Genomic DNA, 23,617 nt, shown 5'->3' with positions numbered 1-23,617 from the left:
GTATGTATTTACTAGACACGAATCATTGTAGTTATCTAATCAGAAAAGAAGCGACCGTATGGGAAAAAGCGCTGGCGATCGGTACAGAAAACTTGGCTACTTGTGTGATAGTTCAGGGGGAACTTATTTTTATGGCTGAAAAGTCGGCACAAAAGACACAAAACTTAGCTAATGTCAATGATTTTCTACAATACTTGCGGATTTATCTGACTGATGAAACGACAGCGGTTATTTATGGGCAAATTAAAGCAGCGTTGTTCGATCAGTTTGCTCCGAAAGAAAAAAGCCAAAGACGAAAAACTAAAATTAGAGATATTGGTTTTGATGATAATGACCTATGGATTGCTTCAATTGCATGGCAACACAATCTGATTTTAGTTTCAGCAGATAGTGACTTTCAACGAATCCAAACGGTGCGGGATTTGACTGTGGAAAGTTGGTACAGACCAACTAACTAAACTTCAGGCGATCGCCTGCTCTATGTGGTCGGCTTAACCTACTAAAATCGACCATTAGGTGGCTGAAATAAGACGCTGTAAATAGGGGATTATAGGGAATTATGACCAGCATATTGACATCAAAAACTGCCCCAATGATGATGAGGGAATGACTAAGTAAGAAGCTACCCGATGACCTAGTTTTGTTAGGTTACTTACTAAAAATAACCATCACCCAACTTGGCTTATATCTGCTGGAATAAGTAGGCGTAGCCAGGACAGATTATCGACATAGTAAACCTAACTAATAAGTGATATTTTTGATGACATTATCACCGATTAAACAGTTAGTTATAATCCGCTCAATTCCTAAATCTACTAATCTCTCAAAGTCTATAATCTTGTCTACAGTCCAGACTACTATATCAACTCCTTTATTCCGAGTTTCCTGAATTATACTAGGTTGGTCTAATATCACTTGATATTGACTACTTAAAATGGCATTACCGGCGGCTTCTGCTTTGCTAATTTGTTGGGGTAGTTGTGAAGCATTCACTACAAAATATCCCAGTTTTATTTGAGGATCTGACTGGCGACATTGCCATAGTAAATCTTCGTCAAAGGATGTTAAAATAGTGCGATCGCCTAAATGGGCTTCCTGGATCAGACCCAGGAGAGTTTTGATTTCTAAGTCCGACCATATAGCATGGGGTTTAATATCAAAATACAGCCATCCCTTAATCGATTGTAGGGCTGCTAATGCCTCCTCTAAGGTGGGGATACGTTCTCCCCTATAAGACTCCGCAAACCACGCCCCAGCGTCTAATTCTTTCAGTTCGGAAATGGTTTTTTCGCGGATAGTTCCGGGGCTTCCAGTAATCCGATTTAGGCTTTTGTCATGAAAAACCACAGGGACACTATCGGCGGTAATCTGTACATCAAATTCTATGGAATTTGCCTGATTATAAATGGCGGCGAGTAATGCGGTTAAGGTATTTTCCGGGGCGATACTAGAAAATCCTCGATGGGCAATTATTTCTACACTCAAGGTGACATCCTCATGGTCTAATTGTGCTGATTTAAAAATTCGGAAATGGTTTGATTGAAGCATTCTGATGCGACTAAAAACGGCCAGTGATTGCCCGGCACTTGTTTAATAGTTAGATTGGTGAGATACTTTTGATAGGGTTTTAATTGCCATTCCATACGATTAACTCCCCTTTCCGGTTTGACCAGCAGGGTCGGTAGAGCGATCGCTTCTGTTAATCCCGGAACTTTCATCACTTCTAAAAATATTTCATTGCGCGCGCTAATGCTAAACTTACTCCCCCATTTTCCATCGGGTTTGGCTTCCATGGCTGCGGCAAAAACTTGCTGTTGCTGAGGACTCCAACCGGAAAACTGTCTGAGTTGTTTAGCTTGGGTTTCAGCGGCGGTGAAACTCTCAAAAGGTCCCATACATTTTAAGGAGTCTAATTTACGATACACTATGGGAAGGGTTAATTTTAGCACCCCGGGCATTTTAGTGATGAAAATAGGATCGACTAAAATCATACAGCGGAAACGTTCGGGGTGTTTTTTTGCCCAAATAGGTAGTAATTTACCCGTCCAAGAATGACCTAAAATGTGGGCGTTGTCCCAGTGATGGTGATCCATTAACTCTTCTAGGTCGGCGATCGCGTCATCGAATGTATAACCGTGATCTGGTTTGTCGCTGTCTCCGTGACCTCTCATGTCAGGGGCGATGATATGATAGCGATCGCCCAGATATTCTGCTAAACTTGTCCAAACTAGGGCATGATCGGCTAGTCCATGTAGAAGCAACAACGGCTGTTGACCGTTAGGGTTCCACTCTAAATAGGAAAGTTTCAGGGTTTTTAATTCTAGGGTTTGGCGAGTCGGTGACATAGCAGAAATCACAAATTTTGATTAAGGATTGGGAATCGCCCCTACTGGTGAACAAGATTAATGATAATCTTAAATGAAATCATCAATTTTGGCAACTAGGCTGAACTTGAAAATCTGGGACTGATAATTTGTCGATGAGCTAAAATTGACAACAGTTTGGTTATGTTTTCGCGCTTTACCCCTAATTTAACCCATGATTCCACCTTCTGATTCTAACACAACTGAACAAGTAAAAAACGCCCTAAAACGTTTTTGGGGTTATGATGATTTTCGTTTCCCTCAGCAGCAGATTGTTGAGACTATTATCGCTGGTCAAGATGCCTTAATTGTTTTGCCTACTGGCGGTGGTAAATCTATCTGTTTTCAACTGCCAGCTTTATTAACCAATGGCTTAACTATTGTGATTTCACCTCTGGTAGCTTTGATGGAAAATCAGGTAAGAGAATTACACGATCGCCATTTAAGTGCGGGTATTCTCCATAGTCAAATGTCCCCCAAACAGCGGCGAAAAACTTTGTATGATTTGGAAAAAAACAGCCTACGATTGCTATATTTATCACCGGAAACTTTATTAAGTAAACCCCTGTGGAATTTAATCTGTAAACCCCAGGTTTCTATTAATGGTTTGATTTTAGATGAATCTCACTGTTTGGTTCAATGGGGGGATACATTTAGACCTGATTATCGCCGTTTAGGGGCGGTGCGTCCCACTTTATTAAAACATAAACCACCAGGTAGCAAAATAGCGATCGCTGCCTTTACCGCTACCGCTGACCCCACTGCCCAAAACACCATTAAAACCGTTTTAAAGTTACGAGATCCTCAAGAATTTATACTGAGTCCATATCGAGACAATTTACACCTACAAACTAGGCGGGTTTTTACTCCCAATGGACGGCAAAAATGCCTGCTAAGTTTTCTGGAAAAACATCAAAATCAAACCGGTTTGATTTATGTTCGCACCCGTAGAGATAGTCAAGAATTGACAGCTTGGCTGGAGAAATTGGGCTATATAACCGCCCATTATCATGCTGGACTATCGGCGGAAAAACGGCGCAAAATTGAATCTCAATGGTTAGAAGGTACCCGGCAATTTGTGGTGTGTACTTCTGCTTTTGGGATGGGAATTAACAAGCCAAATGTCCGCTGGGTAGTTCAGTTTCAACCCCCCCTATTACTATCAGAATATATCCAAGAAGTAGGAAGGGCTGGACGAGACGGAAAACCAGCAGAAGCCTTGACTATTCTCTGTGAACCCACGGGATGGCTGTATCCCGAAGATAGACAAAGACTGTGGTTTTTGCAAGATAATTTTCGCCAACAAATGATGGCCGCTAAACCCTTGATTAAAAAACTTCCCAAAAAAGGCAATTTAGAAACAGTCATCAGTCGTTTTCCCGACAGTGCGATCGCCTTGTCTCTTTTGCATTCTCAGGGAAAATTAGAGTGGGTTGATTTGTTTAATTATCAAATCAAAGATACATCACTATCTTTAACTGAAAATTCTAACACAGTTGCGATTCGCCAAATGACTCGCTATTTTGCTACCCGTGACTGTCGCTGGAAATTTATACTAGAGGCGTTTGGCTTTGGGACAGAAGCACAATCATTTCGCTGTGGTCATTGTGACAACTGCGATCGCCATCGGTCTTAAATTAGTGGCGATCGTCAATTTATTAATGCTATAATTGAAGTCTACACTGTTACCCCAATTTTCTGCCATGATTAAAAGTTGGATTAAACGGCATCCTAAGCGCATCTATTTTTCATTTTTTGCCTTGGTCTTCCTAATTGGTTGTTTGGGAATAGTCGCGGCGGTCTTGTCTTCATTTATCCAGAGACGAGATAGACAAAATGAAAAAGTCGCCCGAGAAGTCTTAACCGAGTTACTGCAAAACCAAAGCCAACAGCTTTTTCATTATAATCGATTCACCGACAATTTAGATGCTTTATATGGCACAACATCTCAGGGTAGACCAGGGTATAACTTTGCGATGAATGTTAATCAAAACCTGGCTTTAATTAATGCTATACCCACCAATTCACGTCTGCCTAATTTTGCTGGTGCTGTATTTATTATTCCTGGAGATTACCTCATACAAACAGTGGCGGCAATTTGTAAAAGTCAGGATAAATTACCGGCTCCGCTTCAATTATCACGGGGTAACTCTCCCGTGGTTGAATGTCCTGATGGTTCAGAGTTAATCATTTCTTTGGCTAGTGCTTTATTGGCAGTTACTGATGAAAATGTTACTCAAAATGTCGGAGGAGTTTGTATAGTACATAATTCATCTAATCAGTTGCGTAAACCGCCCAGAGCAGATGCGATCGCCCCCCCAGAAACTGGAGGAAACAGAATTAAATGTCCTGCGGGTTCTTCTCTCAAAAAATCTTGGGTGATTCCCGTTAGTTAATCGCCCAGTAACTATGGACTACAGTAGATGATTACCCCAGCATCTCTCATATTGTTATGTCCAAAAGTTACCTATACCGAAAAGAGAAATCATAGGTTAAACTAGAATATTGTTGTAAAATTCATTAGTTATGTCTGATCTCAATCAACCCCTGATTTATCCTCATACCCGCCAAAGTGATCAAGTAGACGAATATCATGGCATCCAAGTAACTGACCCCTATCGGTGGTTAGAAGATCTGGACTCTGAGGAAACCAAGGCTTGGGTAACAGCCCAAAATCAGGTAACATTTGATTACCTCTCCACCATTCCCAGCCGCCAAAAATTAAGCGATCGCTTGACCCAATTATGGAATTATGAAAGATATAGCATCCCTTTTCGAGAAGGTCAACGCTATTTTTACTTTAAAAATGATGGCTTACAAAACCAAAGTGTTCTCTATGTAATGGACTCATGGGAAGGCGAACCCAGAGTTTTATTAGACCCAAACCAACTGTCAGAAGATGGAACCGTTGCCTTATCAGGAATTGCCATTAGTGAAGATGGGAATTTAATCGCCTATGGTCTTTCCGCATCAGGTTCCGACTGGCAAGAATGGAAAGTTATGGATATTAACACCCTCAAACCACTCGAAGATCATCTCAAGTGGATTAAATTTTCCGGTGCATCTTGGACTCATGACCATCAAGGATTCTTTTATAGTCGCTATGATGAACCCAACGAAGAAACTCAATTTGAGGATATTAACTATTACCAAAAACTGTTTTACCATCGCCTAGGAACCCCTCAATCAGAAGATGTTTTAATTTACCAACGTCCTGACCAAAAAGAATGGGGTTTCAATGGATTTGTCACCGAAGATGGTCAATATCTGATTATTTCTGTATGGCGAGGAACCGACCCCAAAAACCTAGTCTTTTATCGCGATTTAACTAAACCTGATAGCCCCGTAGTCGAATTAATATCCGAATTTGAAGCCGAATATAGCTTCATTAATAACCAAGGAGAAAGATTTTGGTTTAAGACCGATTTAGATACTCCAATGGGTCGAGTGATAGCCATTGAGATTAACACCGGAAATCGCCATCAAATCATCCCAGAAGCCATGGAACCCCTGGAAGGAGTCAGCACCCTAAATAATCAGTTTGTTGCCCTGTACCTCAAAGATGCCCGTTCCCAGGTGAATATTTTTAACCTAGATGGAACCTTAGTCCGGGAAGTAGAGTTACCTGGTATTGGTTCAGTGGGGGGATTTGATGGTAAACGAAACGACACAGAAACCTTTTATTCCTTTACCAGTTTTACGACTCCTCCCACAATTTATAAGTATAACATAGTCACAGGAGAAAGTCAAATATATCGCCAGCCAACTGTCGATTTTAACCCGGAAGATTACCAGACAAATCAGGTTTTTTATAGCAGTCCTGATGGCACAATGGTTCCCATGTTTATCACCCATAAAAAGGGCTTAAAACTGGACGGCAATAACCCCACAATTCTTTATGGATATGGTGGCTTTGGCATCTCCTTAACCCCTAATTTTTCGGTAAGTCGTTTAGTATGGATGGAAATGGGAGGCGTGTATGTTGTGGCTAACCTGCGGGGGGGTGGCGAGTATGGTCAACAATGGCATCAAGGGGGGATGACACTTAAAAAACAAAATGTTTTTGATGACTTTATAGCAGCGGCTGAATGGTTAATTCAACACAATTATACCCAGGCAAATAAACTAGCTATATCTGGTGGTAGTAATGGCGGTTTATTAGTGGGTGCTTGTATTACCCAACGCCCAGAATTGTTTGGGGCGGCACTACCAGCAGTGGCGGTAATGGATATGTTACGCTTCCATAAGTTTACCATTGGCTGGGCTTGGACTTCTGAATATGGTTCCCCTGAAAATGAGGAAGAATTCCAAGTGCTTTATAGTTATTCTCCCCTGCATAATTTACAGCCAGGAACAGCCTATCCTGCTACTTTAATCACCACGGGAGACCATGACGATCGCGTAGTTCCCGCCCACAGTTTTAAGTTTATCTCAGCCTTACAAGCCGCCCACAGTGGCGACAACCCCGTGTTAATTCGGATTGAAACTAAAGCCGGACATGGGGCGGGAAAACCGATGGCTAAAATCATCGAAGAAATTGCTGATCAGTTTGCTTTTTTAGTGCGAGTTTTAGACATTAATTAAAATTCCCACTCAAACAGCCAGTATTATTCGGACTTGGAAACAATCACTTCTACCGGACGTAAAAGGCGATCGCCATATTGAAATCCCCGCCGGACAATTTTGGTGATCGTTTCATTTTCGAGGTCGGGATTAACTTCGCGATCGATAATTTTACACACATCAAAATCCGGTTTTTCGCCCTGAAAATCAATAGTGAGCACCTCTCGTTTTTCCAGGGTATTGAGTAATTTTTTATGAATGCTGCCGATTAATTGGGGAAAACGGGCGATCGCTTTGGGATCGGGTTGGGGGTTATTGTGCAAATATTCCATCAAAAAATCGAGAGAATCCACAACCTCTAGTAGTTCTAAAAAAAGCATTTCTAGCCGGGCAAATTCTTCCTGTTCTTTACCCATTAATGCTTGTTGCATTAAAGTTTTTTCTTGGAGAAGCTGCCCTATTTTTTGTTGAATCTCGTCACGAAGTTCGGCAGGAATTTCGAGTTTGCTTGCATGATTCATAATCTTAAATACTCAAAAATTGAATAAAGATTTTTTGTCCTAATTGTTGAGCCACCTCGCCGGATTTTTCCGCGCCAATGGCTGACGATAGATCATCAAATTCGGAAATCATCTCGAAAACTGGAATCGGTTTTTCAAGTTCCGAGAAATCCTGTCGCTTAAACCGCTGAATGGGTGGTAAAACCGGATGCAAATAATCAGCAATTAAACGTTCTTTGTCATCCATCAAGGCTTTTCTCGCCCTAGCAATTAAATCGGGGGAGTATTTTTTCCGCTTCATTGCCATCGCAAAAGCCTTGGTAATTTCAGCCTTAGATGCCGAAGGAGAAACCTCTAAAACCTGATAAGGGTTAGGATTGGGTAGTTGATTTGACATAATTTAATAAATTCCACATTGACGATAAATCTGCACAAATTCGGGGTCATTGGGGCAAATTTGATGCGCCCAACGGGCAAATTGTACGGCAGTTTCCCCGTTCATTTTACCTTCATTAACTCCCGCAATTAAAATTTCTATTAACATAGCAGCAATATGTCGCTTCACTTTCTGATTATGGCAGTTTTTGGCGCGACGTACCGCATCATTTAAATTAGATTGCATCAAACCAATAATTTCATTAACCTCAATCTCAAATTCTAAGGCTTCAATTACATAAATTAAACGGGGGTTTTTACTATCGGTTTTTTGCAGTTCTCGAAGCTGAGATAAAGCTCGATTTTTATCAATTTTATGATGCTGTAAATTTTCGCAAATTTCTTGAATACGAGATTCAACCCAATAGCTACAGGAGGCTTCAGTTCCCAATAATTGATACCAAAAATCGCTAAAAGCCAGATGGTCTGATAAACTGTTTAACGCCTGACGCTGAGACTCACATAAGCGCTCAAGTTCTCGATGCCATTCTGGGTGCGATCGCCATTCATTTTTGAGAGCATTTAAAGCCGCGATTGACTCTCGCCAGCGTTGTTTTTGCAGATAGTGAATTCCCTCGGAATAAGCTAAAAATTTTTGGGCAAAATATTCGTTTTTTTGAGAAGAGTTAAATTGGTAACTCCGAGAAGGTTTAAGTTGGATAGCGCGTTCTCCATCTCCGTCAAATGCCGCCGCCACAGCCAAACCCCAGGAGGTATAAAGCGCGGGCAAAATATTGGTTTCTGTTGATGCAGAATTGGAAGTTTGAGGAATCTTAATATTGCTAAATTGATGTCGATAGCGATGGTAACATCCCGGCAATAAAATTAGGTGATTAATTTGGGCTGCTTGATGGGGGAACTTTTTAACTAATTTCAGGGCGATCGCATCCAGACGAAATTGATCTCGCAGTTTCAGATACTCGGCTAAGTTATCGTCTTTTAAGCTATCGATCGCCGTTTCTAGGGTAGCCAGAAAATGACTAAAAATTTCCTCAATATCAATGGAAATTTGCGGCAGCCAAGGAATATTTTGCAAAGCCGGATCGCGCTCTAAATTCGCTAAAGCCGTCGTAGCCGCGACCACCCAATCCCGGCGGGTGTGGCTGTTAATCTGAGCATTATAATAGGTAGCGATCGCCCAATTATGCAGAGATTTACAATCGGCGTTTTTTAGCCAAACTTGTTCCGTGATTTGGGCAATTTTTGGCCAATCTTGACCCTCCCAAATTTTAGCTTCTAGGCGCGGCAAAATATGGTTATTGAGATTAGCTTCAACCACCGTATCTGAGCCGTAACTATGTAAAAATTGACGGCTCATAGCACCAGCATTGTCCAGGTTATTATCATCAACCAACTGTTGAATAGACAACATCAATTTTAAGCGATCGCGCCCCCTTAATGTGCGGACAATTTCCAATTGACTTTTAACCTGGGGATGGGATAGCGATCGCCATTCCACTTCAGCCTGTTGAAAATCACCCTGTTGGAGGTAAGCAAAACCACGCAGATATTTAATTTTTTCTCCTGAATGTCCCTGCAAATGTGCGATCGCCTGTTGCCAATTTGCTGTTTTTAGGGAAACAATTGCCAAGCGAATTTGGGTTTCTGTTAATTCCGGGAGTAACTGATATGATTTTTGGTAAAATGATATAGCCTGTCCTAAATTTCCCGACTTTTCCGCCCCAAGTCCTTGACTATAATAGTCTTTTCCTTGCATCACCCGGTTTAGTGTCCCCCGCAATGTTTGACCATCTTCGCGCTCGAACTTATCTAAGGCTAAATTAATCACATTTAGGGCGGAATTAAATTCACCATTTTTCGCTAAATTTACCGCTTTTTCTAATGCTAATTCATACTGATTTTGTCCCTGAATATATCCTGAACAATCGGCGATCGCTTCTTCTAGCAGTGGAATGGGAAATAATGTTTTCGCTCGCTCAAAACTCAGTTTCCCTTTTTTATAATCTTTTTCTTGGCAATATTTTTGACCTTCTGTAAATAATGTCCTAAATTGATTATATTTCATCATTTTGTGTTCACAGCGAGCGATCGCCTGATTGACAATACTGATATCAAGAATTGTTCGACATTTTTTATATGTTGACAAAGCCTTTGATAAATTTGTCGTATCCAGCGGATCGCCAGCATCAGATTTTTCTAAAGCCTGAGCCGAAGCGATGATGCTTTTAGCAAATTTGATTTTCTGTTTCCACGAATTAATCTCTGACTTAAAATCAGTTAACAAATTCCCCATCAATAGCTGTCGCAGTTTTTGCTCAACCAAAGCCGGGGAATTTGACCATTTGCTAAGAGTAGATTGCCCCTTTTTAGTAGCCTCAATTAGCTTTTTTTTGGCAGCAAGTTTTTGGGCGGTTTTGATGTCCTGCTTAGTGACAGAAACTTTCTTAAAGAAATCAATAATTTCTACCTTAAACAGTGCGTATGTCAGAGCATCAACCCAATTAATAATTGCATTCATAGGCAGTATTCTGGTAAGTTTTGGATAAAAATCACTTCCCCAACTTCGATCTTATTTTCTCTACCTTTTAGATTCGGGTTCGTTTCGATTAATTGTGGCCAGCGCGACCCCTCCCCATAAAACTTGCGCGCAATTCTCGACAGGGAATCTCCCCGTTGAACCGAGTAGTAAAATCCCCCACAGGATGCCGGGCTATTTTTATCGATTTTCGGTTTATTCAGGGAGGGAAGAAATCGAGCAGTTTCTATAACTTCTGTAGGATAAACCGAGGCAGTTTGCACATCAGATTCACCGCTGATAAATCTTCCCAAGGCAATTCCCAAAAGTAAAATTATGATGCCCATTACCAACAACAACTGTTGGATATTTTGAGAGGATTTAGGGGCGGCAATAACCGCAGGTTCAACCGCCAATTGGGGGAGTTCTTGCAGTTGCCGAATGAGGGTGAGATCAGTTTCGCAGTTGGGGCAAATATTGCCCTCAATTTCGGCGCGACCGCACACCGGACAGGTGAGTTTAATCGTCATCGTGTCAATCCTGTAGCAATAGTTCCTGTGGGTAATTCCCGATCTAAATAGGGAATAATCTCAGCCTGGAGTTCTTGCAGCAGGCTATTAGCTTGGCTGCCATTTCCTTGCTGTAATGCGTTCAACAATTGATTAAATTTGACCTCCATACCTCCCGCTTGACTGGGGTTAAGATGGTGAATGCGGCCGATCTCCTCCCGAATTACCACAATCAGTTTGACGCTATCGGGAAGGTTATCAAACTCTCGTTTGCTATCTTCTATTAATTTTTGCAAGCTGGCAATATTCTTGCTATTCAAGGCTTGTTGCAGTTGAGCTACTAAATTCCGCAACCGATATTTTTGATCTTCATGGATTAGCTGATCGCACACTTCCAGCGCTAATTCAAATCGCATTATGAAAATCTTGGCAATATCTAACTCATCATTAGCAAATTCTTCTAATTCCTTGAGTTTGCTTTCAGCTTGGTTAAGGCGATCGCGCTGCACTTGACCATTATAATAAATTTGGTTAGCCGATCGCACCACTTCCCCGGCGATTTCATTAGCACGTTTCACACCGATTTCCGTTAAGTTACCCGCCGCATTCAGTTGTTTAATTCGTTCCTCAACCTGGCGAGAAATCTCCTCATTAACTCCCCCCCGCGAGAATGAACAACTAACTTTAACCTGAGGATTATTCTTGAGAGCCGCCGTCATTTGCAGCGAGTTATTTTCCTCGTCAAGTTCCACCGTCACTAAAATTTCCGTACCTTTTGGATAGGGGCGATCGAGCGCTAACCACATATCCCCGATCCGCTCGTCTTGAAATCGGCGATCGAGTTCCTGGCGGACGCGATCTGGGCTAAAAAATTTAAAGTGAATTAGCGATTGTCCGTCCGCTTCAGTTTTAAAAGTATGGAACTTTTGCACCGGAAGAATATCGCCCTGACTAATGATTACAAATCGCGGCTCATCCACCAATTCAATGCAATAATCACGGGAAACAGTCGTGACTTTTTCCGTAAGTCCCGCCGCCACGATCGCCGCCCCTTCCGCCACCGCATACATGGGGCGATCGTGAACCACAACTTGATGTTGGGGGAAGGCTTGGCGGATTTTTTGTTGCACGATCGGCACCTGCGCGGAACCGCCAACTAACAGAATTGCATCAATTTGATCGAGGGGATAATCTGAATATTTAATCGCGTCCTGAGCAATTTTTACTGAGCGATCGATTAACGGTTCGATGCGTTTTTCAAACTCTTGGCGACTGATGGTAACTTGAATCGGAATTGCCATTCCCATTTCATCAATTAAATGTGCCGAGGTAATAATTTCCGCTGCACCTTGGGTACTCAGTCTAATTTTCGCCTGTTCCGCCTGAATTTTCAATTCCGCCAGCAGCCGCACTCGTTGATAATGCGGCATTTTTTTAATTAAGCGATCGACATTATCGAGGTTTTCAATCCGGGCGATTTCCTGTTTGGCAAATTCCACAATACAGTTATCAAAATCGTCCCCACCTAACCACAAATCCCCCGATTTGGCTGACTCAATAAATTGATTACCAACCGAAGTAATAATCGAACAGTCCAAAGTACCCCCACCAAAGTCATAAACTAAGATGGTACTCACCTCATCTGAGTCCGGACGATAACCATAGGAAATAGCTGCTGCTGTCGGTTCTGGGAGAAGTTCCCGGAGTTTTAATCCGGCTTTTTGCGTGGCGATTTCCGTGGCGTATCGCTGCTTATCATTGAAATAAGCGGGAACGGTAATTACAGCTTCTGTAATGCGGCTAGTTTGCCCCGATCGCTCCTGATAAGTTTGGGCATTACTGACAACTTTTTTAAGAATTTCCGCCGATATATCTTCCGGTAGATATTCCCGTCCACCCAACCAAACCGATAGGCTATTTTCCGTCCCTTTACTGGATTTATTAATCTGATAATTGAAGCGAGATAATTGCTCTTGCACAACCGGATCATTAAAGCCTCGTCCGATTAGTCGCTTGATTGAAATAATGACATTTTCCGTGTCTCCATCGCCCAGTTGGCGATAGGCTTGTTCACCCACGATTAACCCATTGCGATCCGCCGCCACCACTGACCTGGTTAATTTGCGATCGGGCGGTGAGTTCTCAGCAGCAGTCACTACATTGACCTCAGCCCACTTAAAAGCTGCTACTGAATTGGTAGTCCCCAAATCGATCCCAACTATATTTCCCATGATTAATTGACCCTTGATTATTTATACTTTAATTGTCTGCCGCCATTTTGGCAAGCTTGATCCGAAAATTTTAACAAATCTTAACTATCATGATTTATCCAGTTCTTAATTTAGGAATATTGTCGCTCAAGTAAGAGTTATCACAGAGCAGTTTTTTGGCGATCGCCTGCTGTTTGAGAAAATGGGAGTTGAACTCCTGCGGGTTACTGCCTAGTCCTAACTTATACATCACTTCTTTGGCGGCAGTCGAACGATTATCAAATCCCATCGAGTCCGCAGTTAGCGCTGATAAAGTGTCCTGTTTTTCAAGATTTAAGGCTTGTCGCCAATAGGTTAGCGATGCCTCAATTTGTAATGCTGCTGTCAGGGCTGTTGCTAATTTTAAGGTTGACCAGTAGTGATTAGAATCGAGTTTTATGGCTTTCAGATAACACAAGCAACTAATCACTAAAGAATCGCGGGAATTTTTGATAATCGTTGTGGCTTCCTGTTTGGCGGTTTCCATTCCCACCACATCAATTGATATCCCCAACATTTTGATAAAATGGCGATCATAGTTGCCAGAAAAAATGCCATCTCCCCAGAATGAACTATAGCTGCGATCGTACATTTCTCCGGCTTGAAAAAAGATGTGAGGATCTTGGGATTGTTCGGCTTTTTGATAAAGTTTATAACCCTCTGGATTCAAGGTTTGCATTTTGGCGATCGCTGCATTATTTGCCCTCCTCGGTATAGTGGGAGTCATCGGTTTTGGTGGTTTTGGTGGTTTCGGTGGTGATGGTGGTGCAGGTGGTGGTGGTGATGGTGGTCTATTTGTAAGATTGGAAAGATTGGTCAAAATAGCCGAATTTGATTGAATGGGAATGGGATTATTGACATTATCTTGATATTGGTAATTAGGATGAACCCCAGAATTTAATCCCCATTTTTCTTCGAGTTGATAAATGGCGAACGGCGCAGCCCATACCCTTTTGAAGGCTGTATAAAATAAATGCAATACCCAACGTAAAAATATATTTAATAGTGAAACTGATATGATGACAGCTATAAAAGTCCCGAATCCATTCATTAAACTCGCTAATACCCCGAAAATGCTCATCAATACTGACATCCAAAATGCCAGCCAAGCATAAATATATAAGACAAACACAAACCAGATGGCGAAATAAGCTGCTAGTTTTGCTTTCCGTTTCAGAAAATAAGCAGTTAGAAAATATGGTGATATATTCGATAGTAAAAATAAAGGCAGAAGAATTACCCCAGCACCTACCTCATTGATGGCGAATAAAGACAGAAGGAATACTAAGCCAACAATACCAGCCCCAATTTTCCAGATGTTCGTAAAGATGTTATAAGCCTTTTGGAGTTGAGTTTCAGGATCGGTTTCGGAACCGGGAACCGGTCGATCGCGCCACAGAATTTGTAAATACCAAAAAATAAAGTCACGAATCAGCTTAACTTGAATTTGCGTGCCGTCTTTCAAATCAAAGCATTGTCCGTCTTTGATAGCTTGAGGATTGACAAATTTACCGAGTTCCCGTCCATCTAAATAAATGGTAAAATTTTGCCATCCCTTCTCCCAGGAAACAACCAATCTTTCGGGTCCCCCTGGTTGTAGTGCATATTGCTCTTTAAACACCATTCAAACCCTCAAATAAAATAATTGTTTCCTTGGTCCTGCGAATCTAAAAAGCTGTTGTGTCGTGGCGTTTGGCTGAATAGAAAAACCTCCCCGATCAGATCGCCAAGTTTGGTGAATTGATCACACAACTGACCGAGGGGAGGTGAATCATCAGAAGCGGGGGAATTTTCACAGAGGAGATATTCGCCACTTTTGACGATCGCCCAAAATGCGATCGCCGATAGTATCAGACCCAAAATCGTCCTGTGGCTGATGGTTTTCATCTCCTGGTCACCTGGGAGATGTCGTCGCGCGCGCCAACTGGAATAGACCATTGCTCACCTTTGCTCGAATGTTCTATGGAGTTATCGACAAATTTCGCAGGTTTTACGCAATCGTCATATTTCTTTACAAAGTGAGCGATCGCCGCAGAGGTCAATCACCCCAAAACCCCTTATCCCCCAATTTGGGCAAATCTGTTAACTTAGTGATGGCATAGCAGCCACTAACTTACGGAATAACTAAAATCTGACCTTATACATTTCCCACAATTCCCCCGACTGTTTTTTAACAATCTTAGCCCCAGCTTTTTTAATCAAACTTTCCCAATTTTCCAGAGATTCTAAATAAACCTCCGTTCCCAAATAAGTCTCTAAAATCGCCCAATCTTCTGCTAGGGGTAGTTCCCCATTGAGGATATCAAATACCAAAATTCCCTGTGGTTTTAAGACTCGTTTAACCTCCGCCATAACTTCTAGCCAATATTCCAGGGGATAGTAACAACTAAAGCCAGTGGCTATAGCTAAATCAAACTTTCCAGTTTCGTACTGTAACTGGTTGGCGGGGGCTAGTTCAACCCCCTTAAATAACTTAGAATTTAACTGAGGACCTCGGGAATTCAAACCATCTCTAGCCACGGAACTAATTTCTTGACCATGAAATAAAGCATTCCATTCTCGCCAGGGATAAATTAAAAAACTTACTCCGCAACCAATATCTAAACAATATTGATTTTTCTGAGGTTTGGCTAACTCCCAAAATGGGGAAGTGAGTTTTTGTTGGAGAGTTCCCGAAATGCGATCGCGAAAAATCGGCATATTTTCGACTTCTTCGGGGAGTTCAAAAGGTTCGCCTTGATATTCCTGGTTAAAACGGCGGGCTACGGAAGTAATTTGGGACTGCCACTGGTCAGCAGTCCCGCCAGTTGATAATCCGAAAAATCCCAAGGAAGGGTTAGAGTCTGGTTTTTTAGACATTATAGCTGATACAAATTAGCGCTTCGAGCCTTTTAGGGCTTTAGAAAAGTTTTGGCGATAGGAACGATTAGCGATCAACAAAATCGGCCATAATAATGATAATGAGACACGATTTCCAAAACTCTTTTCAAAGTTGGTGCGCCCAAACCCAGACCAAAACTTCCAGACTCCACCAACATAGACGATTAATAGTGCGATCGGAATTAGGACATTCATAATATGACTCTGCTTGCCTAATTTAAGTGGTATTAGCGATTATCTGTCATCTTATCAGAAATTATCAAAGGTCTGCAGATGTTCCCTCAGATGCGATCGCCCTCAAATCTTCTGGGGTGTTACAATTGAGGAGCATCTGGGATTCTACAGTTCCGACTGATATAGGTGTTACGGGAACCTGATCTAGCCACCGTTGCAGCGATCGCTCTCCAGTTGCCATAAATTCCTGTAAAGATTCTAAAGCCTGGTGGCGGTAGAATCCACAGAGAGGTTCCCACCGCGACCCATGACGGGGAATCATAGCCAAATGGGATGGTGGGACCACAGTTAACTGCTCCTTCCAGCCTCGCAAAATATCGGGTTGTAGTTGAGGTAAATCGCAAGCCAGCAACAATAGCCAAAGACAGTCAATTTGACTCAACCCAGTAGCCAAAGCCACCATTGGACCCTGACCGGGGTTAGTTTCCATCAGCAAATGATAACTAGCCCCCACAGCCTGGTAACGTTCTGGCCAAGGTGTTAATACATAGACCTGCTGAGAACAACTCCCCGCCGCCTCAACCACCCGGCGCAGTAGGGGAACCCCCGCCACGGGAATTAAAGCCTTATCCCGACCCATGCGAGAACTACGTCCCCCCGCCAGAATTAAAGCCGCCAGGAAATTATCAGCCATTCCCAAAGACCTAAATTAAGCCATCCATCTGTAACTCTTCAATAATTTGTAACCCGCGCGGATCACCAACCCGTAGCAGAGAAGACTTAGCATCATCGCGGACACTCAAATCCTCATCCTCCTCTAGGGCTTCAATTAAGGCATCGATCGCCCCAGCATAGACCACATTAGAAGGTAATTCTCGGCTTAACTGTCCCAAAGACCAAGCGCAGTTACTGCGAACCGCAGCCACCTCATCCCCACGCAAAGCCTCAATCACCGGGGGAATAGCTTTGACCACCCCATCATATCCCACCTTAGCCATTTGACCCAAAGAACTAGCCGCCCAGAGTCTCACGGCGGGAATATCAGTTTTAATAGCCTCTAGGAGAGTATCTAAAGCCCTCGGATCGCGACAATTTCCCAAAGCCCAAACCAACCCCTTGCGGACATAACCATTCCAATCGGAATTATATTGTTTAATTAGGGCTTCCACGGCATCCGGGCTAGGATTACGCCCCAAAGCATAGGCGACGCTTACCCGCACGAGGGGGCAGGAGTCCTCTAGTAAACTGATCAAAGGTGCGATCGCCCGTTGGTCTTGAAGTTCACAAAAAGCCCGCGCCGCAATCATCCGGTGTTGCGGTTCCGGGGACTCAAGCAACGGCAACATTTCCTCTGGATCTGGCTTAGGGGCTTCTTCCTCTTGCCAATGGTCTAGGGGACTATCAGCGGTTTGCTCAAAATTAACTACACTCAGATCTTGATCCTCCATAATTTCGATTCTACCAAAAAATTGGTTTTCTATAACCCCCATACTAAATTGATAATTAGTTTGGCGATCGGGGGTGTGGGGGGTTTATCATACAGTAGCTGGGCCATGGGGTGAACATTTGCCCCTTCTTTCCGGGTCAAGGTTAGCGCCGCCTTAATCCTCACCCGCCCTAGAGCATGGATCATTTATAATAGGTCACAGCGTCAGGCTTTCATGGTAGGCTTTAACCAATGAGATAAATCTGTTTCTAGTAGTTCTTGAAGTTTAAGGATATCTTCTCGATACAAATCCTGTAGTAACTGCCTTTCTTCCTCGGCTAAAGGCAAGGCAGCTTTGCTTTGATAATTCGCAGCCAGTAAGCGATCGCGGATTTTTTGTCTGGTAGCTTCTGACAGAAATAAACGCAGTATAGATGCCACGGTCTTTCTCACCAGATTCTGAGTTCTTAAGACAGTATTAACGGTCTGGTTTTTGGGAACAGCGGCTTTTTGTGCCCGCTTGGAAGTATCGGGAATAAATGTCGGGTCAACCCCAATAAACTCATAAATATCCTGCATGAAAGCCGTCGCAGACTCTTGTAAATCATCATATAAATAAACTTTGATATTATCTCTGCCAAATGCCTCAAAAAAAGCAGCCAGAGGTTCCGCATATAAACCTTTTCTGATGGTGAAAGATGTAATCGGATCTTTAGTGGCTTGGGCAGATAAACTCGGCACATTCTTGCCGCCAATAACGTCTCTAATGTGCATTAAATAGTCCGAGTAAGCTCGTTCAACCGGATGACGCAGAATAGCAATTAACTTAGCATTGGGTAATAATTTATAAATCTTCGGGATGGAAGTTTTATATTTAAATAAATAGTTAGGAGAAACTTCGCCGATCGCCTTCTCATTCGTGACATTTTTAAACAAATCCGTATATTTATCTAAGGTGTCAATTCGCGATGGTTTACGGCTTTCCTCTAAACTCCATTCTCTTTCTAAAAAATTGGTTTCCTTAACCGGACTCATATAAACTTCCGGGTGTTGATTGAGATAATTGTAAATGGATGTAGTGCCAGACTTTTCTACACCAATAATCAAGAAATTAGGTAATTTAACTTGGTTCATAACTGCTTAATCAGACTCCTTTATTAATTTCTCTAGGATAATTTATCGGCTTTATATCTGCTTAACTAAACCCAAAGATTGAGGTTGATAGCCCAATTTTTCATACAAACTCAGAGCGGGTTTATTGTTAGTAAAAACCTGTAAACTGATTTGGCGATCGCCTCTGGTTTTAGTCCATTGTTCCCCATAATTCATCAAAGCCGCCCCAATTCCCCGTCGTCGATGTTCTGGGTGAACATAAACCAGAAAAATATGAGAAATCCGATCGCCTGTCACCTGATTAATAGCAGTTCCCATCCATAAACAGGCGATCGGGGTGATGTTTGGACCGCCGGACATTTCCACCCACCAGAGAGGGGTTTGGGGTGAGAAATACTGTTCTACAGTGTTCGCCAGGTGAGAGAAATCCTGATCGGGGTACAATTCCCGATAGGTGCGATTCATGAACTTAACCAACAAAGAGCGATCGCGAGTAGATCCAGAACGGATAGTATAACCGGTGACCAAAATTTCAGACACGGATCATTAATTTATGAACAATGGGGGCCATCTGCTCTATAAAACTTAAACAAAACCGGACATAGCCGGATATTGATGTTTATTTCTGGCTTCGTCCGGGACTGTCGGCAGCACCCCGTCCACAAGTGTAATCGTCGGAACCAGGCGATTTTTCTAAATTTATACTGGCGTTCAAATCTCTATCAATCTTCAAGCCACAGTTCTGACATTCAAAAGTCCGACGGACTAGGGGCATTTGTTGACGATGGCCACAGTTAGAACAAAGTTGACTGGATGGATAAAATCTATCCGCAATCATTAACTTTGAACCATAACGTTCTGCCTTGTAACCTAGTTGCCGACGGAACTCATAAAATGAAGCATCAGCGATAGAACCCGCCAAACCATGATTTTTCAGCATACCTGACACATTCAAATCTTCAATGACTACTTGGCTGTGGTTCTTAGCCAAGAAAGTAGTTATTTTATGAATCGTGTCCCGCCGAATGTTTGCTACTCTTTGATGTAGCTTTTGAACTTTTAAGAGACATTTAGCCCAATTTTTTGAGCCTTTGACTTTGCGACTTAAATGACGTTGTAATCGAGCTAGTTTTTGGGTGGCTGCTTTATAAGCCTTGGGATTAGAGAATTGGGTCCCATCGGAGCAAGTCGCCAAATTGTTAATTCCTAGGTCAACCCCGATTCTCTCTCGATATTTAGGTGTAATTTCTGGTGTGATTTCTACGAAAAAGCTAATATACCAGTCCCCTGCTTGGCGGGCTATAGTGACTTTCTTAACCCAACTTTCGGGTAGAGCCTCAAATGTAGAAACCCAGCCCACAAAAGGCAGCTTATGGCGAGTTCCTGACAACTTGAATGGCTTTCCGGAATTGTCAAGGGTAAAGCTATCATGGTAGCCTTTCTTCTTAAATTTAGGATAACTACTTATTCCCTTGAAGAAGCGCTTAAAGGCATCCCCTAGATTAATGAAGGCATATTGATAAACTTTAGAAGACAATTCGGACATCCAAGGATATTGAGGTTTCACATAATTCGTAAAAACCTTTTTGATGGAGTTGACGTTAGGCTTGAGTCCCTCTTCATAAGCTGACATCCATAAGTGTAATCCCCAATTAAACACGAACCGAGCATAACCCGCGTGTTTGGCCATCAAGGTGCGATGACGGTCATTGAGTTTTAGTTGGGTACGGAAGGCTTTGTAAACCATCATTGCATTTTACCATAAATCCTGCTTTTATTATTAGGTTGTGAGCAAAATTCGCCATTGTCCGGGGTTTAACCGTATATCAATTATTGAGTGGCGAATCTTCTGAAGTATTATACGCTATTGTCGTAAGATGTCCTGCAAATCTACGACTAAATCATGGCTCCCCAGAAGAGTTAATCACTCCCATAGGTGCTGGTGCTTGCATATCACCCGGTAGGAAAATACGCGCACTAACGGCGACCAAAGCCAACAGAAAAATCATAACCACCAACAGTGGCGCGATATATTGACGAAAAAAAGCCATAACGGGAACTCTAGCAGTTAGTTATCAAAGGGAAAAAATCTGAGAGTTAATTGTAACCCTGATTGACCAGAAATGCCAAACTTACAGGGATGAACCCAACATTGTGCGGGTGTCTGGCTGGGGGAGTGCTAAATTAGTGGAATGTCCTAATATATTGCCATAATTCCATAAACTACCGAAGCCCTAAAATCCCTAACTGTGGACGATATCGATCGCTACTATCAACTTCTGAACGTCAAACCTGGTGCTTCCCTAGAGGAAATCAAACAGGCTTATCGGACTCTAGCATTATTATGGCATCCCGATCGCTATCCGGCCGACTCCCATATTCAGTATCAAGCCACAGAAAAATTCAAAGAGATCAACTATGCTTACGATCGCCTCATGACCCTATTAAGGGATCCCAACTTCTCCCCTTACCCAGTCATCTCCCCGCCGCCACCCCCCCCACCAGTAACCGCCACACCTATTCAGCGCCCACCAAGACCCCCGAAAGTCAATCCTAGCGAACCCGAAACCAGTGACGAACTCATCCCCTGGGGTTGGTTAACCGGGGCATTTTTCAGTTATACCCTAGTAGGTTGGATTTTAGGATATTTAGACATTTACCCAGGGACGTGGTTATTAGTCGCATTGGTTTGGGTAGGACTATCCCTAGAAGCCAGTTATGGTTCCCAGACCCAGTATCCTTGGTTAATTTCTCTGATGATAGCGGGAGGAATAGCGGGAGCGATCGCCGGAAGTCAAGCGGGGGGGCTAATTACCGCGATCGCCTGGGCTATAGCCGGAACTGCTTTAGGGTCAATTATCGGTTCCGATAGTAACTCACACACGATTATTTGGGGGTTTAGCTTCACCGGAATTTTAGCGATCGCTGGTTGGGTAGCCGGGGCTGAAACCGGGAATGGTTTAGGATCTCTAATTGGGGGAATAATTGGTTCTTCGACTGGGTGGATAATTGGCATTATTTCTGATGCTATGTTTCAAGTCAAAAAACGCGGCGGCGTTGGTAGTTGGTTCGGATTTCAATTAGGAGCGTGGTTAGGAGCGTGGTCAGGAGCCGGGTCTGGGGCAGTCAGGGCGGCGATCGCCAACACCGGACTTGATGCGATCGTCGGCGCTTGGGGAGCCATTGCCATTATTTTTGGCGTAGTCGCGCAAATGGTAGCCGGGGAAAAATTATTGGTTTCCTTCAACAAATTTTATACCGCTTTGATATTAGTTTCGATTTCCGGCTTAGGATTGACATTAGGTAAACTTCTATCAAATTAACGTAAATTTTCTCCATAACCTACGGATTAGTATAATCAACACCCGAAAATAAAACTAGGGTCAAAATCTTGAAATTGAGTGGACAACAATGAAACTAGATTTACGCCAATTTTTTCGGGCGTGTAACCCCGCCAAAACCATAGACGTAGGGAACCCGGAAGAGCGAAAATATTATATCAATTTTTCCCAAGTTCGCGGAGGTACACTCATTGAACAAATTGCTCGCACCATTTCCCGTCTCTCCCCCGATAGCCCAACCTGTCAACTGTTTACCGGACATATCGGCTCGGGAAAATCGACAGAATTATTGCGCCTGAAAGCCGAATTAGAACAGCAGGAATTTCATGTAGTCTACTTCGAGTCCTCTAAAGACTTAGATATGGCTGATGTAGATATTACTGATATCCTGTTGGCGATCGCCCGTCAGGTCAGCGAAAGTGTAGAATCAATGAACATCAAACTGAACCCCATAGGCTTTAAAAACCTGATTCAGGGTTTACTTGATGTCATTAACACCCAAATTAATGTCAAAGCAGAACTGGCCATCCCTGGACTCTCGGAACCGGGGGAATTTTCCCTCACCGTCGGAATTGGTAAACTCACCGCTAAAGCCAAAGACTCCCGCGACCTGCGATCGCTATTACGACAATACCTCGAACCGCGCACTAATAATATCCTGGAAGCCATTAATCAAGAATTACTACTTCCAGCCATTCAACAACTCAAACAACAGGGAAAAGCCGGGTTAGTCGTCATTATTGATAACCTCGACCGGATCATGAATTCCAAAAGCGCCACCGGACGACCACAACCAGAATATTTATTTATCGATCGCGGCGACCAACTCAATCAACTTCAGTGCCATGTCGTTTATACTATTCCCATCGGGTTAATTTTCTCCAGCGACTTGGGACGACTAACCAGCCGATTTGCTAGTGAACCTAAAACACTACCCATGGTTCCGGTTAAATTTCCTGATGGTACACCATACCCAGAAGGTATTGAACATCTCCGAAAAATGGTCATGGTGCGAGCTTTTCCCGCTATTGACCTCAATAATTATACTCATTTAATTACTAAGGTTTTTGATAGTGCAGAAACTCTCGATCGCCTCTGTATTATGAGTGGTGGTCATGTCCGCACTTTACTCGCCCTCCTGTATAGTTGTTTACAACAAGAAGATCCACCTATTGTCAGGAGTATCTTGGAAAATGTCATCCGCCAACGTTCTCATCAGTTACTGTTGGCTATATCATCAGAAGAATGGCAACTCTTACGTCAGGTCGCCCAAACTAAAAAAATTATGGGTCTCAGGGAATATCAAACCCTCTTACGCAGTTTATGGGTCTTTGAATATCGCCATGAGGATGAATATTGGTTTGATATTAATCCAGTTATCGCCGAAGCCCATCAATTTAATCTGATTGACCTTTAATAGTTAGTTAGTATTAATACAGCTTGTTCGCAAGTAACTTAAAACATTACCCTCACCCTAAATCCCTCTCCTAGGCAGGGAGAGGGACTTTGAAATCGTATTACATGATTACTGAAAGGGCTGTACACCAATTTTATCGTAAAATGTTACCGATGTCAATACCGGTAAACT

At 42.7% G+C, this 23,617-nt stretch carries 23 protein-coding genes; 6 read left to right on the top strand and 17 right to left on the bottom strand.

The window, feature by feature from the left end:
* Window positions 1-2: 2 nt before the first annotated feature.
* Window positions 3-458: a type II toxin-antitoxin system VapC family toxin gene (locus NLZ44_RS22660; protein WP_111894016.1), complete on the top strand. Its 456-nt coding sequence runs from the start codon at window positions 3-5 to the stop codon at window positions 456-458.
* Between the two features lie 283 nt (window positions 459-741).
* On the opposite strand, the gene NLZ44_RS22655 is transcribed toward NLZ44_RS22660, so the two are convergent.
* Window positions 742-1,548, bottom strand: a complete 807-nt coding sequence (locus NLZ44_RS22655; RefSeq protein ID WP_493751247.1) for a glycerophosphodiester phosphodiesterase — start codon at window positions 1,546-1,548, stop codon at window positions 742-744.
* Window positions 1,503-2,345 (bottom strand): alpha/beta fold hydrolase, encoded by an 843-nt coding sequence (locus NLZ44_RS22650; protein WP_493753063.1) that lies wholly within the window; start codon window positions 2,343-2,345, stop codon window positions 1,503-1,505. Before NLZ44_RS22650 ends, NLZ44_RS22655 begins: the two co-directional genes overlap by 46 nt.
* 193 nt (window positions 2,346-2,538) lie before the next feature.
* On the opposite strand from NLZ44_RS22650, the gene NLZ44_RS22645 reads away from it, so the two are divergent.
* From NLZ44_RS22645 to NLZ44_RS22635, 3 genes are all read left to right on the top strand, one after another.
* Window positions 2,539-3,999: a RecQ family ATP-dependent DNA helicase gene (locus NLZ44_RS22645; RefSeq protein ID WP_493751246.1), complete on the top strand. Its 1,461-nt coding sequence runs from the start codon at window positions 2,539-2,541 to the stop codon at window positions 3,997-3,999.
* A gap of 67 nt (window positions 4,000-4,066) precedes the next feature.
* Window positions 4,067-4,759 carry a type IV pilin-like G/H family protein gene (locus tag NLZ44_RS22640; RefSeq protein WP_493751245.1) on the top strand — a complete coding sequence of 231 codons (693 nt, stop codon included), beginning with the start codon at window positions 4,067-4,069 and terminating at the stop codon, window positions 4,757-4,759.
* 130 nt (window positions 4,760-4,889) lie between these two features.
* On the top strand, window positions 4,890-6,947 hold the full coding sequence (locus tag NLZ44_RS22635) for a prolyl oligopeptidase family serine peptidase (RefSeq protein ID WP_493751244.1): 2,058 nt from the start codon (window positions 4,890-4,892) through the stop codon (window positions 6,945-6,947).
* Window positions 6,948-6,970: 23 nt separating this feature from the next.
* On the opposite strand, the gene NLZ44_RS22630 is transcribed toward NLZ44_RS22635, so the two are convergent.
* From NLZ44_RS22630 to NLZ44_RS22560, 15 genes are all read right to left on the bottom strand, one after another.
* Window positions 6,971-7,447 (bottom strand): nucleotide exchange factor GrpE, encoded by a 477-nt coding sequence (locus NLZ44_RS22630; protein WP_006621944.1) that lies wholly within the window; start codon window positions 7,445-7,447, stop codon window positions 6,971-6,973.
* A 4-nt stretch (window positions 7,448-7,451) separates the two neighbouring features.
* Window positions 7,452-7,823 carry a J domain-containing protein gene (locus NLZ44_RS22625; RefSeq protein WP_006621943.1) on the bottom strand — a complete coding sequence of 124 codons (372 nt, stop codon included), beginning with the start codon at window positions 7,821-7,823 and terminating at the stop codon, window positions 7,452-7,454.
* Between the two features lie 3 nt (window positions 7,824-7,826).
* Window positions 7,827-10,340, bottom strand: a complete 2,514-nt coding sequence (locus NLZ44_RS22620) for a tetratricopeptide repeat protein (RefSeq protein ID WP_493751243.1) — start codon at window positions 10,338-10,340, stop codon at window positions 7,827-7,829.
* Window positions 10,337-10,867, bottom strand: a complete 531-nt coding sequence (locus NLZ44_RS22615; protein WP_111891367.1) for a LysM peptidoglycan-binding domain-containing protein — start codon at window positions 10,865-10,867, stop codon at window positions 10,337-10,339. The genes NLZ44_RS22620 and NLZ44_RS22615 overlap by 4 nt, the downstream gene beginning before the upstream one ends.
* The gene (locus NLZ44_RS22610) at window positions 10,864-13,077 is read right to left on the bottom strand and encodes an Hsp70 family protein (protein WP_493751242.1); all 2,214 of its coding nucleotides are present in this window, start codon (window positions 13,075-13,077) and stop codon (window positions 10,864-10,866) included. Before NLZ44_RS22610 ends, NLZ44_RS22615 begins: the two co-directional genes overlap by 4 nt.
* A gap of 94 nt (window positions 13,078-13,171) precedes the next feature.
* Complete coding sequence (locus NLZ44_RS22605) at window positions 13,172-14,719, bottom strand: hypothetical protein (protein ID WP_493751241.1); 1,548 nt, start codon at window positions 14,717-14,719, stop codon at window positions 13,172-13,174.
* 8 nt (window positions 14,720-14,727) lie between these two features.
* Window positions 14,728-15,033, bottom strand: coding sequence for a hypothetical protein (locus NLZ44_RS22600; protein ID WP_493751240.1), 306 nt, complete (start codon window positions 15,031-15,033; stop codon window positions 14,728-14,730).
* Between the two features lie 186 nt (window positions 15,034-15,219).
* Window positions 15,220-15,954, bottom strand: coding sequence for a class I SAM-dependent methyltransferase (locus NLZ44_RS22595; RefSeq protein ID WP_493751239.1), 735 nt, complete (start codon window positions 15,952-15,954; stop codon window positions 15,220-15,222).
* Window positions 15,955-15,969: 15 nt separating this feature from the next.
* Window positions 15,970-16,170 carry a hypothetical protein gene (locus NLZ44_RS22590; RefSeq protein WP_006668895.1) on the bottom strand — a complete coding sequence of 67 codons (201 nt, stop codon included), beginning with the start codon at window positions 16,168-16,170 and terminating at the stop codon, window positions 15,970-15,972.
* A 64-nt stretch (window positions 16,171-16,234) separates the two neighbouring features.
* Complete coding sequence (locus NLZ44_RS22585) at window positions 16,235-16,843, bottom strand: molybdenum cofactor guanylyltransferase (protein WP_493751238.1); 609 nt, start codon at window positions 16,841-16,843, stop codon at window positions 16,235-16,237.
* 10 nt (window positions 16,844-16,853) lie between these two features.
* Entirely contained in the window at window positions 16,854-17,597 is a 744-nt protein-coding gene (locus NLZ44_RS22580) for a HEAT repeat domain-containing protein (protein WP_493751237.1), read from the bottom strand.
* Between the two features lie 203 nt (window positions 17,598-17,800).
* Entirely contained in the window at window positions 17,801-18,709 is a 909-nt protein-coding gene (locus NLZ44_RS22575; protein ID WP_006668892.1) for a sulfotransferase family protein, read from the bottom strand.
* Between the two features lie 51 nt (window positions 18,710-18,760).
* Entirely contained in the window at window positions 18,761-19,228 is a 468-nt protein-coding gene (locus NLZ44_RS22570) for a GNAT family N-acetyltransferase (protein WP_006668891.1), read from the bottom strand.
* A 79-nt stretch (window positions 19,229-19,307) separates the two neighbouring features.
* Window positions 19,308-20,435, bottom strand: coding sequence for an RNA-guided endonuclease InsQ/TnpB family protein (locus NLZ44_RS22565; protein ID WP_493753062.1), 1,128 nt, complete (start codon window positions 20,433-20,435; stop codon window positions 19,308-19,310).
* 154 nt (window positions 20,436-20,589) lie between these two features.
* Window positions 20,590-20,739, bottom strand: a complete 150-nt coding sequence (locus tag NLZ44_RS22560; RefSeq protein ID WP_493751236.1) for a DUF8624 family small hydrophobic protein — start codon at window positions 20,737-20,739, stop codon at window positions 20,590-20,592.
* A 198-nt stretch (window positions 20,740-20,937) separates the two neighbouring features.
* On the opposite strand from NLZ44_RS22560, the gene NLZ44_RS22555 reads away from it, so the two are divergent.
* The gene (locus NLZ44_RS22555; protein ID WP_369299294.1) at window positions 20,938-22,011 is read left to right on the top strand and encodes a J domain-containing protein; all 1,074 of its coding nucleotides are present in this window, start codon (window positions 20,938-20,940) and stop codon (window positions 22,009-22,011) included.
* A gap of 88 nt (window positions 22,012-22,099) precedes the next feature.
* Window positions 22,100-23,446, top strand: coding sequence for a P-loop NTPase fold protein (locus NLZ44_RS22550; protein WP_493751235.1), 1,347 nt, complete (start codon window positions 22,100-22,102; stop codon window positions 23,444-23,446).
* Window positions 23,447-23,617: the final 171 nt, after the last annotated feature.

It is taken from the genome of Arthrospira sp. PCC 9901 (assembly GCF_059013425.1).
Note: the sequence above shows the minus strand (reverse complement) of the source record. Positions and strands in the feature narration are given on the sequence as shown.

What these genes read in the sequence shown, in the direction of transcription:
- NLZ44_RS22660 (WP_111894016.1), top strand. Translation starts at nt 3, where the DNA reads ATGTATTTACTAGACACGAATCATTGTAGTTATCTAATCAGAAAAGAA.
- NLZ44_RS22655 (WP_493751247.1), bottom strand. Translation starts at nt 1,548, where the DNA reads ATGCTTCAATCAAACCATTTCCGAATTTTTAAATCAGCACAATTAGAC.
- NLZ44_RS22650 (WP_493753063.1), bottom strand. Translation starts at nt 2,345, where the DNA reads ATGTCACCGACTCGCCAAACCCTAGAATTAAAAACCCTGAAACTTTCC.
- NLZ44_RS22645 (WP_493751246.1), top strand. Translation starts at nt 2,539, where the DNA reads ATGATTCCACCTTCTGATTCTAACACAACTGAACAAGTAAAAAACGCC.
- NLZ44_RS22640 (WP_493751245.1), top strand. Translation starts at nt 4,067, where the DNA reads ATGATTAAAAGTTGGATTAAACGGCATCCTAAGCGCATCTATTTTTCA.
- NLZ44_RS22635 (WP_493751244.1), top strand. Translation starts at nt 4,890, where the DNA reads ATGTCTGATCTCAATCAACCCCTGATTTATCCTCATACCCGCCAAAGT.
- NLZ44_RS22630 (WP_006621944.1), bottom strand. Translation starts at nt 7,447, where the DNA reads ATGAATCATGCAAGCAAACTCGAAATTCCTGCCGAACTTCGTGACGAG.
- NLZ44_RS22625 (WP_006621943.1), bottom strand. Translation starts at nt 7,823, where the DNA reads ATGTCAAATCAACTACCCAATCCTAACCCTTATCAGGTTTTAGAGGTT.
- NLZ44_RS22620 (WP_493751243.1), bottom strand. Translation starts at nt 10,340, where the DNA reads ATGAATGCAATTATTAATTGGGTTGATGCTCTGACATACGCACTGTTT.
- NLZ44_RS22615 (WP_111891367.1), bottom strand. Translation starts at nt 10,867, where the DNA reads ATGACGATTAAACTCACCTGTCCGGTGTGCGGTCGCGCCGAAATTGAG.
- NLZ44_RS22610 (WP_493751242.1), bottom strand. Translation starts at nt 13,077, where the DNA reads ATGGGAAATATAGTTGGGATCGATTTGGGGACTACCAATTCAGTAGCA.
- NLZ44_RS22605 (WP_493751241.1), bottom strand. Translation starts at nt 14,719, where the DNA reads ATGGTGTTTAAAGAGCAATATGCACTACAACCAGGGGGACCCGAAAGA.
- NLZ44_RS22600 (WP_493751240.1), bottom strand. Translation starts at nt 15,033, where the DNA reads ATGGTCTATTCCAGTTGGCGCGCGCGACGACATCTCCCAGGTGACCAG.
- NLZ44_RS22595 (WP_493751239.1), bottom strand. Translation starts at nt 15,954, where the DNA reads ATGTCTAAAAAACCAGACTCTAACCCTTCCTTGGGATTTTTCGGATTA.
- NLZ44_RS22590 (WP_006668895.1), bottom strand. Translation starts at nt 16,170, where the DNA reads ATGAATGTCCTAATTCCGATCGCACTATTAATCGTCTATGTTGGTGGA.
- NLZ44_RS22585 (WP_493751238.1), bottom strand. Translation starts at nt 16,843, where the DNA reads ATGGCTGATAATTTCCTGGCGGCTTTAATTCTGGCGGGGGGACGTAGT.
- NLZ44_RS22580 (WP_493751237.1), bottom strand. Translation starts at nt 17,597, where the DNA reads ATGGAGGATCAAGATCTGAGTGTAGTTAATTTTGAGCAAACCGCTGAT.
- NLZ44_RS22575 (WP_006668892.1), bottom strand. Translation starts at nt 18,709, where the DNA reads ATGAACCAAGTTAAATTACCTAATTTCTTGATTATTGGTGTAGAAAAG.
- NLZ44_RS22565 (WP_493753062.1), bottom strand. Translation starts at nt 20,435, where the DNA reads ATGGTTTACAAAGCCTTCCGTACCCAACTAAAACTCAATGACCGTCAT.
- NLZ44_RS22560 (WP_493751236.1), bottom strand. Translation starts at nt 20,739, where the DNA reads ATGGCTTTTTTTCGTCAATATATCGCGCCACTGTTGGTGGTTATGATT.
- NLZ44_RS22550 (WP_493751235.1), top strand. Translation starts at nt 22,100, where the DNA reads ATGAAACTAGATTTACGCCAATTTTTTCGGGCGTGTAACCCCGCCAAA.